General features: G+C 43.8%; 9 protein-coding genes. All 9 read right to left on the reverse strand.

Annotated elements, in window-relative coordinates; all coding sequences use genetic code 11:
- Positions 1-763 precede the first annotated feature (763 nt).
- The 9 genes from V2H77_RS18915 to V2H77_RS18955 all read right to left on the reverse strand — a co-directional run bounded on the left by V2H77_RS18915 (position 764) and on the right by V2H77_RS18955 (position 14,267).
- Positions 764-1,147: a hypothetical protein gene (locus V2H77_RS18915; RefSeq protein WP_341500047.1), complete on the reverse strand. Its 384-nt coding sequence runs from the start codon at positions 1,145-1,147 to the stop codon at positions 764-766.
- A gap of 144 nt (positions 1,148-1,291) precedes the next feature.
- Positions 1,292-1,639 carry an immunity 8 family protein gene (locus V2H77_RS18920; protein WP_105399734.1) on the reverse strand — a complete coding sequence of 116 codons (348 nt, stop codon included), beginning with the start codon at positions 1,637-1,639 and terminating at the stop codon, positions 1,292-1,294.
- Positions 1,640-1,643: 4 nt separating this feature from the next.
- Positions 1,644-2,174, reverse strand: a complete 531-nt coding sequence (locus tag V2H77_RS18925) for a filamentous hemagglutinin (RefSeq protein WP_341500048.1) — start codon at positions 2,172-2,174, stop codon at positions 1,644-1,646.
- Between the two features lie 183 nt (positions 2,175-2,357).
- Positions 2,358-2,750, reverse strand: coding sequence for a hypothetical protein (locus V2H77_RS18930; RefSeq protein WP_341500049.1), 393 nt, complete (start codon positions 2,748-2,750; stop codon positions 2,358-2,360).
- Positions 2,751-2,794: 44 nt separating this feature from the next.
- Positions 2,795-3,172, reverse strand: a complete 378-nt coding sequence (locus tag V2H77_RS18935; protein WP_341500050.1) for a hypothetical protein — start codon at positions 3,170-3,172, stop codon at positions 2,795-2,797.
- Positions 3,173-3,379: 207 nt separating this feature from the next.
- Positions 3,380-3,736, reverse strand: coding sequence for a ribonuclease toxin immunity protein CdiI (gene cdiI / locus V2H77_RS18940; protein WP_341500051.1), 357 nt, complete (start codon positions 3,734-3,736; stop codon positions 3,380-3,382).
- A 9-nt stretch (positions 3,737-3,745) separates the two neighbouring features.
- Positions 3,746-4,768, reverse strand: coding sequence for a CdiA family toxin C-terminal domain-containing protein (locus V2H77_RS18945; RefSeq protein WP_341500052.1), 1,023 nt, complete (start codon positions 4,766-4,768; stop codon positions 3,746-3,748).
- Positions 4,769-4,932: 164 nt separating this feature from the next.
- Positions 4,933-5,346, reverse strand: coding sequence for a hypothetical protein (locus tag V2H77_RS18950; RefSeq protein WP_341500053.1), 414 nt, complete (start codon positions 5,344-5,346; stop codon positions 4,933-4,935).
- Positions 5,347-5,351: 5 nt separating this feature from the next.
- On the reverse strand, positions 5,352-14,267 hold the full coding sequence (locus V2H77_RS18955) for a two-partner secretion domain-containing protein (protein WP_341500054.1): 8,916 nt from the start codon (positions 14,265-14,267) through the stop codon (positions 5,352-5,354).
- Between the last annotated feature and the right edge of the window lie 665 nt (positions 14,268-14,932).

A 14,932-nucleotide genomic window follows, 5' to 3' on the forward strand; every position in this document is an offset into this window, starting at 1 on the left:
CTACACATGGTTTTATTCAACTCATTGTTATACACAGGGTTGTTGGCAGATAAGGTGTAGCGCCATTTTGGAAAGTGATTTAATGTTTTTTTAAACATAAAATATATCATGATGATTAATCTTAATAAAAAACTGGGGTAAAAACCCTCATTAAAACTTTATACCAGTTAACCCAAGAGTTAAAACGATCATTTTTAATAATCACCTAAAACCTGTCCATTATAAAACCATCAGTGAAAGATGAAAAATAAAGGTTGATTTTATTAATGCTTATTCCTCCTGGTAAAAACGGATAAATATGAATAAATTAATCAGATAGTCTATTTTTTCAAAAGGAACTGTCTTTAATAATGCATTCAACCAAGGAATAAATTTTTTCATAAACCCATTAAATCATCAATCATGAAAAATTTGAATAACAAAATCCTAAAATAAACGATTTAACAGCATACGAATTAAGTTACTTGCAGCGTTATTATTTTACATTTATTATACAAAACCGTGATAACTTAAATTGGCTTTACACCACTTTACCCCATCCAAGAACATATTTTTTTACTGTTTGATTTAAACCATTCCTCTTTTTATACTGCCAATGTAATTTAACGCTAAAATCAATTTATATCATTATTTTTCCAAGCTATTTTCACGCACTGTTAACGGTTAAATACCTGTCTAACCGTTACATATTTCTGACTTATTAACCCGCCAAACTTTTAACTATTGTCGATGCAATAAAGCGTTATTAAACATTAAAGAAAAGTTAATTAATCTGAGTTATGTTTAAGTCGTCACTCGCACCGGGAATAATCGCTACTGCGGCTGCCAGATAATCTAACGCGCTTTCAGCCTCGGCAAAGCCTTTGATATCACCAATGACCGGTACGAAGTCAGTACCAAGACTGACAACGTTTCCAGCTTGTTTACACGCCTCCCGTGACTGCTGACAAAAGGCTTGCTTTTTCTCCTCGTAGGCTTTGATTGTGCCTGACTTTTCTTTCTCTGCGGCGGACAGAAGATGGGCCAGAGAATTATACACAATCACTATTTCCCCGGCATTGGCGCCGCTGTTAGCCCCCTCTGCGCTATGAGTTGCAATCGCCCCCGCAACACCGCCGATGACTTTACCACCGGCCTGAATTGCCATCGGGTCGCTAAAGGTTTTATCCAGCGTTATAGCCGCCAGTTCTGCTGCTAATGGTCAGACAGTTCATCATTCAACTGGCTGAGAATGACTGATGGCTAAAGGAAGAATCCAGCTCTTGAGCTGGACTCTTTGAATAACAACAGGTTAAGGTTGATAATCTTCATATTCCCATGCAAAGACACGGGAAAGCTTTTGGGCTATTTCCATCCAGTCATCACCTTCGCATTGATCAATATAGTCCGTGATAGTTTTTTGGATTTCATCCAAATCATATTTACGTACCAGAAGTGTGTGCCGCATTAGTTCTGGCACCCATTGGTGTTTGCAAAACCATTCAGGGGTACAAACATTTACCTGAAAATAATTTATACCATCTTCTTGTTCTGGACCTATAGATAGAGTTAGCAATAAATTAAAACTATCAACTTCTTCAGGTACGAAAGTATTAAGATCACACCAATCATTTCCTAAAGTTTTTAACACAGCTTTCATCTTCTTATTTCTCTTTAAATACACTCAAATGACCATCACCAGTTTTAACTTTTTGTCCTGTTATTGGATTAATGGTGTACGTTTCAAAATTAGCCTGAAACCCTGTTGGATTTACAGAGATTGGTGCGTTAGGTTTTTCTTTGGGGTATCTATATACACGTGTACCATCAGCGCTAACTAAGCCAGTTCCATCGCTGATTGGTCTTGCACCATCACCAACCCATATCTTCCCTAACTGATCAGCTTCTTCACGACTTCCACTTCCTATGCCGAAGTTAACCTTACCATTATCCCCTTTAATCGCTGCGGCTAGTCTTGAATCCTGTGAAGCAATATTGTGCAAATTTTGTTTTGTCAAGTCATGCTTCAATTTCGGATAGGTTGCCGAGTTATATGCAGAGATTTCACTACTAGCTTTATTAATAAGCTTAGAGGCTTCTCCAACGTCACCTTTCTGTAAGGCTTTCTCTACCGCCTTGATAGTTTTCCCGGCGGCATCACCCGCTCCCGGAATAATCGCTACTGCGGCTGCCAAATAATCTAACGCACTCTGCGCTTCAACAAAACCTTTGATATCACCAATGACCGGTATGAAGTCAGTACCAAGACTGACAACGTTTCCAGCTTGTTTACACGCCTCCGGTGACTGCTGACAAAAGGCTGAAAGCCTACGTGATGTAGGCTTTCAGTTCAAACTTACTGGAAACTTTAACAGTTATTAAGCCTGTAATGATATTTTCGCCAATCGACCATCTTTGGCAAATTCTATATGTAAGACATAATCATTACTTTCATATTTTATCCATCTATTGATATACCCCAACAGCATATCTGTCTTACCACCGCCACTTGCCGATGGTTTTCCTTTTACTGCTACAATATCTTTTTCTTTATTATCGATTCCTATTCCCGGAGGGAATTCCCCTTGATATATCGAAAAACCCTCTTCTGGTTTCATGAAGAAAGTAATTTGGGTTACCAAATCATTTTCCAATAAAAACAATATACCTGCCTGAAAGAATGAATAGTAAACCCTCTCTCCTAACATATCAGCTGTAACTACAGGTAATTCACCAATATCTTGAGGTAACAGGACAAAAATATTATTCACACTCGATTCATTAACCATGCTAATGTAATCTTGCCATCTCAACACTATTCAGACACTCCCATCTGACGATTACGCTCTACGATCTTTTTAATAGCTTCGTCAACTAACTTAGGATCATATCCACGTTCTATCATATTAATTCTTAATGTTTCAGTATCACGACACACTGCTCCACATAAGTCTGCTGCGTCCTGATTTACCTGTTCTGATGTATTTTTACCTCTATAAGTTCGACTCTTAGCATGAGCATCTTTAGGAAGTTCAACAGCAGTAGCATTATTATATAAAGTCTTTTCTTCTTGAGGTGTTAGCTTTCTTCCAAGTTCATTCTCTTTGGCTTTCCTAAGGGCAGCGAAAGATGGAATATGATCGTGTTCAAGATTATCTCCGACTACGGTGGGAGTAATTCCTTGCCTTTGCATACGATCAAGTGAATGGCTGAAATAGTCACGATTTCTAATTATGGTTGGTTTGTTGTAAAGGGTTCTGACTGGAACAACTCAGTTCCTATATTAGCAAACCAGTTGTCATAAAAATAAAAGAATATAACCCCGATTGGATAAACTGTGCCTTAATCAGTTAATGTCTAACTTTTGGGGGACAGTTCACATGATCGGGGAATATTGATTTTATATTGGCATTTTTGCCAATAGCTCATTAACTTTAGTTGTATCTTCTGGATGAAACTCAAGATACTTTTCACAGGCCAATCTGACATAGTGATAACAAATTTCTTCACTAACTGTTATCGTATCTTCATCAGTTGGCGGATAACCAACAACAAACTGAACACCTTCAAAATATTCATCTTCACTATTCATGTCAGGGAAAAAACAATATACACCATCTAACATAAAAGATTCTTTTTGAACAATATTTTCTACGGCATCTAAAAAACGCTCGTCATTATACATAAGGTCAAAATAGCTTTTTATGATCCAGTCAAAATTAGAATGATCATAAGGTAGCTCAAATAAAAATTTCATTTATATGTCCTATTTTGGATGAAAATTACTTATCCCACCTGTTTTCTTATCAATATATACCCTAAATGTAACACCATCTGCTGTAGCATCATATGCTTGTTGACCTCTAGCTATAGCTTGTTTGTAACCACTGACAGCAGCTTGTTGACCTAACTCTAACATTTTCCGATCAGTAAAAATTTTGGGATCATAGATAATCTTTTCAAATGGTTTTGAACCATTACCTTTGTAAGTTCCTGTAAAATTTCCAACAGCATCTTTAGCAGGTTCTCTATATTCGATATGAGTTATTCCATTAACACCAGTAGGCGTTTCATTTACGATTTGTATTCCTTTGTCTTTTACAACACTATAAAAAACATCTGCATTGTGCCCGCCCGCAATTCCTGATTTTTGGGAAAAACCATCTACAGTCGCTAAATGCTTTGGCTGGTTAATCTGGAAACTAATACCTTCTGGGGTTATGATGGTTGTCGTTCCCTTTCCAACATACAATTTCTCATTTTCAATTAAACTAGCTACGGCATGGGTATCAGGTTTAGCATTGCTTAACAGCGGTTTTGAGGCATGACTCAATCCTTCTGCCAGATCCTTCGCACCTTCTTTGCTGTTACCTAATACTTTTACCGCTCCAGCAGCCAAAACACCGGTCCCAACCGCCGCTTCCGGCACAACCGTATCAGCAACAAAAATTCCCACGTTATTCAGGCACAGCGCCGGATTCGTTTTACAGCCTTCAAGCGCAACACGCCCTGCCGTTGCCATTTCAGCCGAACCCGCAATCAGTATATGACCGCCATAAACCAGCGCATAGCCGCCTGCCGCCACTGCGGTCACGGCAATCGCTGCATTCCGTCGCGCAACGACGCGCTCTTCCGCAGCTTTATCCCCTTTCTTTGCCGCTAATATATCTTTTTGATTATCTACCGATAACTGATACAACATATGCTCAGTCATGTTATTACGATAGACAAGCTCTGCGCTGTTTGCTGCGCTATAAGCGCCTTCCGGGGTATGACTAATGGTGCCCAAACCTCAACTCACCATTAAAAGGTTCTGACTGGAACAACTCAATTCTTATGCTGGCAGACCAGTTGTCATAAAAATAAAAGAATATAGCCCGATTGGATGAACTACACCTTAATCAGTTAGTGCCTAACTTTTGAGGGTGCAGTTCATAAAGCCGGAAGCTTCTTTTAACGTAACCAGAATGGTGGATCGTCTGGGCTTAAAGCATCGTATTGCTCAAGAGGGCGATCTCTATCTGTCATAAAATCAGGCATGTCTGTTATCACTATTCTAACTGGCTTATAAATACCCCAGTCTCCATGAAATCCTTGGGCGGATTTTATACAATGCTCTATTCCTTCAAAGTATTTAAAAAATCTGCATGCCTGCTCCTTTGATAATCTCTGACGGAGCTGCGTTATCAACGAAGATGCTTCTTCTAGTTCATGAAGATGAAGATACTTTTGGTAAAACTGAGACAAGATTTTTTGATCATTAATATCATGTATCTGTTCATTTAAAATAGAAAAAAAGTAGGTCATTTCTGATGCAGAACCAAGCTCCACAATAGAACTACCGCCATAAAAACCAATATGTTTCATGTTAGTTACCTTTTAAACTCGATTACCGCCGGATCTACAATTCCATTTGATCTTTGAACAATACCTTTAATAATTTCCCTCTCCTGTTCTAGCGACACAGTTTGCCCACGGATATCAATAATTACTCGCTGTTCCATTCCCGCAGGTAGATTTTTCTGCCGCTCAATCGCTTGTTTGGCAACATTATTAATCAGGCCATTTTTGTTCGTTGCAATGTTATAATTCTTCACTTCAACGCTGCAAATATTACCCTGACACCAGTCTGGACGAACACTGCCTTTAGTTCCATAGGGAACTTCCTTACCCTCTTTAAATGTAACCTGACCATTCCAGCCATCCCCTAAATCTTTCCCGACATCAATTTCTGATTTCCTGTGACTAGGGCGTGAAACTGATGCGATTTCATCACTGGCCTTATTGATCAGTTTAGAAGCTTCTCCAACGTCACCTTTCTGTAAGGCTTTCTCTACCGCCTTGATGGTTTTCCCGGCGGCATCACCCGCTCCCGGAATAATCGCTACTGCGGCTGCCAAATAATCTAACGCACTCTGCGCTTCAACAAAACCTTTGATATCTCCGACAACTGGCACGAAGTCAGTACCAAAACTGATAACGTCTCCGGCTTGTTTACACGCCTCCGGTGACTGCTGACAAAAGGCTTGCTTTTTCTCCTCGTAGGCTTTGATTGTGCCTGACTTTTCTTTCTCTGCGGCGGACAGAAGATGGGCTAGAGAATTATACACAATCACTATTTCCCCGGCATTGGCGCCGCTGTTAGCCCCCTCTGCGCTATGAGTTGCAATCGCCCCAGCAACACCGCCGATGACTTTACCACCAGCCTGAATTGCCATCGGGTCGCTAAAGGTTTTATCCAGCGTTATAGCCGCCAGTTCCGCTGCTAATGCCCCCACCGCTGCCCCTTTGGCATTCCCTCCGCCAATCTCGGCAGCCAAGGCAGATACCGCAGCATGGCTAATCGCTTTACCCGGGACACCCAGAATCTGACCCTTATCACCAATCAATCCGGCTCCCTCGGCGTTAATCTGGTTACCCACATTGCTCAATAACGCCGCTTGCAGGTTATCCGTAAAACTGCCCCCGTTAATAGCCGTCCCTATGGTTGAGCTCACGACGGATTGCGCCGCGACACGTTGAGCTACCTGACTCCAGTTATGATTACTCAATAAGGGAAGCTGCGCTTTTACGGGATCGACAACGCCTTGTCCCTCTACTAATTTTCCCCAACCCATCGTGTGGTCCAGTCCCCCTAATGCGCCGCCCACGGCTATTTGGGTCACGAGGGATTTGACGGCGTCGCGCTTCGCTAAGGCGGCCAGTGTTTTGGTGAGATCCCCTTTATTTTCAACTAACGCCACCGCCGCCTGAGAGGTCAGCCCTATCATACCGCCATAAGCCGCCCCATAAACCGCGCTCGCCGTAGCGCCTGTAGCCCCTGTCGCCCCCACAGCGCCGCTTCCCGCCCAGGCAGCCAGGCCCGAACCCGCCGTGACCGCAGCGACGGCAATTGCAATCACTGCCCCCGCAACGGGGTTTAAGCTTTCGCTTTTTTTGTCCCAACTGCTGTAAGCGTCCTTAACCCGATTCCACTGGACATCATTGCGGTCTTGAAGATTTTTCAACCATTCCGTACCGGGGGCGTTACCCAGTACCCCTAACGCGTCTTCCAGTAACTGCCCCTCTTTCACTTTCACATCCGCGTTGATACCTTTCGCCGCCTCTACCGTCAGCGTACCGCCAACATGCACTGACGGAATGACCCATGTTTCCTCACGATGACCTTTATCGTGCTGCGTAATAAAAAAGCCTTTTGATGTGGTGAGGGTCTGCTCAAAATCAATATTTGGCATCGCCTTGAAGTTCACCTTCCCGGTCTGGCTGGTGATTTTCGCGTTTTTATCGGTTTCTATTCGACTCGCTTCTAATGTCACTTCATCTTTTGCCATCAGGTTAATATCACCACCGGCAGTAAATTCTGTGACTTTGTTGGTATGCTTGATTTGTATTTTATGCTCTGTTTTAGAACCAAATACTTTGCACGATTTTATGGGACCAAAACCTTTGCAGCTTTTCTCCGTTTCTTCCCGCCTATAGACCTCCTCCATTGCTTGCGCATAGAGAAAGCCGCCGGTTGCCGCGATATCCATCACGCCTTTGGCGATTAACTCCGTCGCCTGGAATAAAATACTGCCCTGGGAGCGAATGGTTAATGCGCCGCCACTATTCAGCCGGCTGGCGTGTTGCGTAAAGCGCTCAATATTCCCCTCGCGAATAAATTCTTGTCGCGATTCAAAGCGAACATTTCCACCCGCGGAAAGCAACATATCATTGCCGGATGTCAAACGGGTTCCTGATGTCAGCAGGTTGCCTGCGGCAACTAAGGTGAGATTTTTAGCAGCATTGATGGAGCCGGTTGCATAAAGGTAGTGCTTATCGCCATCATTAATCGGCGAATATTTCTGGGCAGAGAACAGTAAATCCCGGCCGGCGTTAACCGAGACGTTCCCCTGAGTCGAGGTTAATCTCGCTATACCCGCGATATCGCCCCCCGCACTGAGTTGCAGGTGATCACCGGCGGTGATTTGTGTGCCTAATTCGGATAAATCAACCGGAGTCATTCGTTCTTTTAATTCAGCGAGTTTGTCTAATCCATATGATTCGGATAAATAAAACAGACTCTCTGACGCCTCCGGCGTATTAGGACGAGACATATCAATATCGTGACCCGCACTAAGCATAACTTGTTGCCCGGCACTGATTCGCGCTCTGCGCAACATTAAATCATTTCCCGCAAACAGATTAATATTGCCCGCAGCGTTCAATTGACTTCGACTGGCATTCAAGTTACGGCCCGCACTTAATGTCAGATTGTGTGATTTATTTAACTGGGTTCCGAAGAGATCCAGATCGTTACCCGCTGAAATCCGCAAATGATTATTGGCCGAAATTGAGGGTAATGATATATCAGACTTATTCCATCCCATTTGGATGTCGCCTTCACGCACAAGAAGCTCTACATTTTCCGCCTTTAATTCGGCCTGACGAGCGGTGATATCTTTGCCCGCAATTAATGTCAGATTGTTATTCGCCGCTAATTTAACCCGGTCGGCAGCAATTTCATGACCCGCATTTAACGTAATATTGTTTGCTTTATCAAATAAAATACCCTGGAGATTCAGCTTGTGATTCGCGAACATCTGCAAATTATTGCTGGCCGAAATACGGGAATCATCCCCTCCCATCGGCATCCTGATATCACCTTCGCGCACCAGAAGCTCTACATTTTCCCCTTTCAGCTCAATTTGACGGGCGATGATATCTTTGCCCGCAGTGAGTGTCAGATTTTTCTGTGCGGCCAATTTAATTTGGCTGGCATCAATTTCACGACCCGCATTTAACGTTATGTTGCTTGATTTATCGAACAAAAGACCATAGAGATCCAGCTTGTGACTCGCGAACATCTGCAAATTATTACCGGCCGAAATACGGGAACTATCCCCCCACATCCGAATGTCGCCTTCGTGCGTCAGTAGTTCAACATTTTCTCCCTTCAACTCAGCTTGAAAGGCGTCAATATCTTTACCCGCAATCAAGGTCAGATTTCTCTTTGCTGCCAGTTTATTTTGGCGGGCATTAATTCTATGTTCGGCGATGACTGACAGATCATTGTCCGCTTTGAGGTATCCCATGCTGATAATGTCACCGGCATGAAGCAGAATATTTTTCGCCGATATGAATACAGTTCCGTTGAATTTATCAATAAAATCAGCCACCACATTAAGATCGGCTGAGAGTTTACCGTCCATCCCGTTGTTAAAGTCGCGGCCGGTTAAGATGAGATTTTTCTGCGCATGAAACTGGCTTTGGCTGTTATCCAGCTTGGTCGCATTGATATAAGCGTTCATGCCCGCAGTGACGCTGGCATCCCAGGCATTATTTAACGCTTTTGTGCGAATGATGATATCGCCATTATTAGTTTTCAACGTCGCAGAAGTGTTGCTAATCTCAGTGCTTAAGTTACCGCTCGCATCTTTTTGCAACCAGAGATGATTATTGGCCTGAATCAGCCCCTTATTCTGATTGTCTAAACGGTCAATAAACAACCGCACATCCCCTTCGGCGATAATCTTACCCCGGTTGTCCAATGTGTTCGCGGCCAGTGTAATATCTTTCCCTGCCTGCACCTGACTCTGTTCCGCCGTTTTAATGCCTTTACTGCTTACAGTGATATCGGTTTTGGCCTGTATATTTCCCAGCGTCATCTCGCCATCAGCAGTCAAACGGATGTCGCCCTGCGTTGCGGTCAGGTTGGTCAGATTGACCGCCTTGCCCGGCTCGGTACTGATCAGACGGATTTTATTGGCATACATGCCCCCCAATGACCCGGTATCAATCGCTCTCCAGGGGGCATAACCGTCCCCGACAATGGGGACAAGGGTCCCGCGTTTGAAATCAATCCGGTTGGGCCCTTGTGTCAATGTCAGGTTTTTCGCCTGTAGTTTACCGTTAAGCTGAGTGGTCCGGCTGATGATATCGACATCATCCTGCGCCGTCGCATCCAGCCCCTTTTCATCAACGGTAATGGCGCCTTTTTTCACCTCCAAGGCCGCTAATGCTCCCGCTTTATCAAACACCAGTTTCCCGGTCGATAAGGTGACCGCCGGGGTATTGATAAAGCCACAGCCATTACAGGTTATGCCGTTCGGGTTAGCGATAAAGACCGGGGCTTTTTGCCCCACCACTTCCAACAATCCCTGTAGATTTGAGGCTAAAGTCCCCACCACTTCATTAATAATCAACTCAGCCGATTTACCGTTAAAGTGAGGGTTTGCCCCAATTTGTCCCGCCAGTACGGATTGGGTAGCATCAGTAGCGTTATTTAACACCAGCCCCGAAGCCCCAACATTAAACTCCCGATAACGGTTATGTGAAACCCCGCGGGAATTAGGCGCCGCAATATGGATAATAGGCAGGTTATTTCTCACAGCAATCCGCGTTCGTTTATCCGCCAGTTGAATCCCGGGTATTCCACCAGCTATTTCTGGGATATTGATGTCCAATTGGGGAGCATTGCCTAATGCGAGGTCAATCAACGCAGAAGTCACCGGGGTATATTTCCCGTCGGCTGAGTACAACGCAGGGCTATTTTTGGCGACTGCGGCCATCCCTTCTGCCGATAATGTTGTCTCCGCCATATTGCCGCCGGCAATCAGGGTTAAATTGCTACCGGCGGTGACATTACCAACATAAAGCGAGCTACCACTGGTTAGGGCAATATCTTTCCCTGCGGTCAGAGAAATGCCCTCCAAATTTATCCCGCCGCCCGCGTGAAGATCAATATTCTCATCCGCTGCCAAATGCTGATTAATATCAATCCACTCATTACTCGCCACAAAGATATTTTTTACCCGGCTAATTAACGTATCTGAAAGCGATAATCCGCGTTCAGACAGAATACGCAGCGTATTAACCGCAGAAATAAGGGATAATGCCTGTGTGCCTTCCGGCGTGTCACTGCTTCCAGGTAAAACAGAAGTACTATAACCGTTGGAAATCAAGGTAATGTTAAGACCGGAGATATTCGCGCCACGCATCGTAAAACTGTTCTCGCCCTGTAGCAGGACATGGTTCCCGGCGTTGATATTTCCCCCATCTAAAGACAAGGCTTTCGTTTTAATGGCGACATCGCCAGCAGCATGAATTCGTCCCCGATTCTGCAAGGTATCGGTGGTCAATGTCAGATGTTGACCGGCTTGCATATGGCTCTGTTCCGCCATTGCAATGCCTTTACCGCGCATGTTTATGTCAGTTTTGGCCTGCACATCCCCCAGAATAACCTTACCGTCGGCGATCAAATTGATGTCGCCTTGCGTCGCCGTCAGGTTGGTGAGATTGACAGCCTTACCCGGCTCGGTACTCACCAGACGAATTTTATTGGCATACATTCCCCCCAATGACCTAGTATCAATCGCTTCCCAAGGGGTATAACCTTCCCCGGCAATGGGGACAATCGTCCCGCGTTTGAAATCAATCCGGTTGGGGCCTTGTGTCAATGTCAGGTTTTTCGCCTGTAGTCTACCGTTGAGCTGAGTGGTCCGACTGATGATATCGACATCATCCTGCGCCCTCGCATCCAGTCCCCTTTCGCCCAAGATGATGGCGCCTTTTTTCACTTCCAAGGCCGCTAACGCCCCGTCTTTATCAAACACCGGTTTACCGGTCGATAAGGTGACAGCCGGAGTATTGATAAAACCACAGCCATTACAAATCATGCCGTTCGGGTTGACGATGAAGACATTAGCTTTCTGCCCTACGACTTCCAACAAACCTTGCAGATTTGAGGCAAAAGTCCCCACCACTTCATTAATAATCAGTTCCGCCGATTTACCGTTGAAGTTCAGATTCGCGCCAATTTGCCCCGCCAGTAGAGACTGCACATCATGGGTCGCGTTATTCAATACCAGTCCCGAAGTGCCAACATTAAACGCCTGATAACGGTTATGTGAAACACCACGAGCGTTAGGCGCCGCAATATGAATAATAGGGCGATTGTTTTTCGAGGTAATTCGCGTTTGCTTATCCGCAAGTTTAATTCCCGGTACTTCTCCTTCTATTTCGGAGAAGTTCATTGTCAGTTCAGAACCATGCCTTAACGCACTTTCAATCAGCGCAGAAGTCACCGGCGTATACTTTCCTTCAACTGAATTATACTTTCCTTCAGGTGAGTGCAATTCAGCATTGTTTTTGTTGATGACAGTCGTCCCTTTTGCCGACAACGCTGCCTCAGTATCAATGATGTTACCGCCAGCATTCAGGGTTAAATTATTGCCGGCAGTGATGGTACTTCTCTCTATTGGGAATTGAAATTGTGGGTAAGATTGTTCGTCTTCTTCGTCACCGGCATTTCCATATTCATCCCGCTTTTCATAACCCTCTCCGTGTTCATTTTCATATTCATAGGGGTTCTCTGCTGTTATTTTACTTATATCAAGCGTGCCGCCACTGGTCAGCGTGATATCCTTCCCTGCCGTCAAGGAAATGCTTCGCAGATCGATAATCTTTCCCGCCTGGACCTCAATATTTTCATCCGCTTGCAATTGGCTGAGTTGGCGCAGACGCTGATTAATTAACTCTTGTTTAGCGCCGTCATTTAATGGACTCTGCTCATCATTAAAATCAATTAAATCTCCAGAGGCATAAATCTCAAGCTTATCATTGGTTGCCAAAAAGATATTTTTCGCCCGGTTAATCAAGGTATCTACGATATTAATAGGACCATCGGCGATAATGCGTAATATGTTATCAGCAGAAAGAGTGGTTAATACCTTTATTCCTTCCGGGGTATAGTCGTCTCCAGAGGCAACAGAAAGCAGCCCCCGGCTAGCTAGCAAGGTGACATCACGACCGGAAATATCATAGTCATTCACATCAAGATGCGACTTTCCATCCAGCATGACATGATTCCCAGCTTTTAAATTCCCCTGGCTTAAATACACTGTTTCTGCATCAACGGTTAAGTTTTGTTCTGCCATCATTGACGCCCGATTTACTAAGTCTCTGGCAGTGAGAGAAATGTTTTTCCCGGTGATTAAAGCCAGATCAGTGGGTCTCTCTCCCTGTTTAAAATGTTCTTTATCAAAATTAAAACTAAATCCATCTTTAAATACAGCCGTCAGATCCCCACCAGCACTCAGTTTACCGATGATATTTTCCTGATTGTCTTTTATCGCCTGCGTTGAAAAATTTTTGCCTGTCAGGGTGAGATTTTGTACCGCGCTTAATTCGCCAACATTATTTATCTCGTTAGCGGCAATGTTGTTATTTTTATTCGCGGTAATAATGGGATGACTTCGTCTGGTCGGGTTTACGTTATCAAGTTTAGTCGCTTTAATGGTGACATCACCACCCGCACGGATTTGACCTTGATTTTGCAATGTTTCGGTGGTCAATATCAGATTTCGACCCGCTTGCACATGGCTTTGTGCCGCCGTTTCAATGGCTTTGCTGTTGATATTGAGGTCCGTCTTGGCGTGTACCTCTCCCAAGATAATTTTACCCTCAGCGGTTAAACTGATAGCGTCTTGGGTTGTGGTTAAGTTAGTGAGATTAACCCCAACGCCCTTTTCAGTGGCAATCAGTCGGATTTTATTGGCATACATGCCGCCTAAAGCTTTGGTATCAACCGCCAATTGCGGTTTTGTCCCTTCTCCGGCGATAGGTTTAACCGAGCCGTCTTTCAAGCTGATACGGTTGGCCCCCTGAGTCATCGACAGGGTGTTAGCCTGAATTTTTCCATTCAATTCCGCTGCCCGGCTGATGATATCGACATAATCCGTCGTCTTGCCGTCCAGCCCTTTGCCGCCAATGGTAATCTGGCCTTTTTTCACTTCCAGCGCTTCCAGCGCGCCCTGTTTATCAAATTGGGGTTTACCAGTAGTCAGGGTTGCGCCGGCGGTATTAATAAAACCACAGCCATCACAGGTAATGCCGTTAGGGTTGGCAATCATCACATTGGCTTTATTGCCAGCGATTTCCAACTGGCCTTGCAGGTCAGAGCGGCCGCTGCCGGTCACTTCGTTAATAATCAGTTCCGCCGCTTTGCCTTTCAGGTTAGGGTTTGCGTTAAGTTGCCCTGCCAGTTGTGATTGAGCCGCCTGTGTCGCGTTATTGAGTACGGCCCCTTGAGTGGCAACATTAAACTCTTGATAGGTGTTGTGGGATATCCCTGCCTCATTCGGCGTAGCAATATTCACCACCGGCACATTGCCCTGATTTTGTACCTGTGTACGGCTGTTATCCGGTGTTATGCCAGCGGCCATAGCCGGGTGCAACGGCTGAATTGCCGTCAGGTAAATTAAAAGATAACTCGTGGCGCTAGCCACCGAGTTGTGGCGTTTATCCATCGTACTGTCCCTTTTCTTAATTTAAGTGTGACAAAGTCAGTGATGCTGACTAAATAAGCGACCCCGTTACCCACAGTCTGCCTTTGGTGATAAAACGGTCATATTCCCACAGAGAATATTGATAATTTAATAGTGACAACATTAAACCATTCTAATGTGAAATTAATTCATTGCATGAATATATAGATCAAAATGTGATCAACATTAAATTTTTTAATCCTGATAATGGGGAATTTGTTATATGAAATGTCGTGAAATCGCGGTAAGGCTGGAGATATTAAATTGTGACGGGATATTAAGGAAAAGAATCAATCTCGTACTACTCGCCGTGTTTCCCTGTCTCAATAGAAGAGACATCCATAGGAAAATTTAATTCATGAGATTTATAAATATACAATAATAATAAATTATTATATTAATGATAGTTTCAATTTGTTATTAATGAAATATCATTACACATAAAAATTTATTTAAATAAAATATAAATAAAAACAGTTTGTTAAATAAAAATATCGGTAATAAAAGATACTATTAGATTAGAAATAGCATGTAAAATATGGGAGAGAAAGGCGATAAATATATAAAATTAATTTATGTTTAAATCAATTTAACCAGTAAATATAAAAATATCAACACCAGTTATTATACTGGTGTTGACTATTATA

It is taken from the genome of Photorhabdus sp. P32, from assembly GCF_038085095.1.
Taxonomy (GTDB): Bacteria; Pseudomonadota; Gammaproteobacteria; order Enterobacterales; family Enterobacteriaceae; genus Photorhabdus; species Photorhabdus luminescens.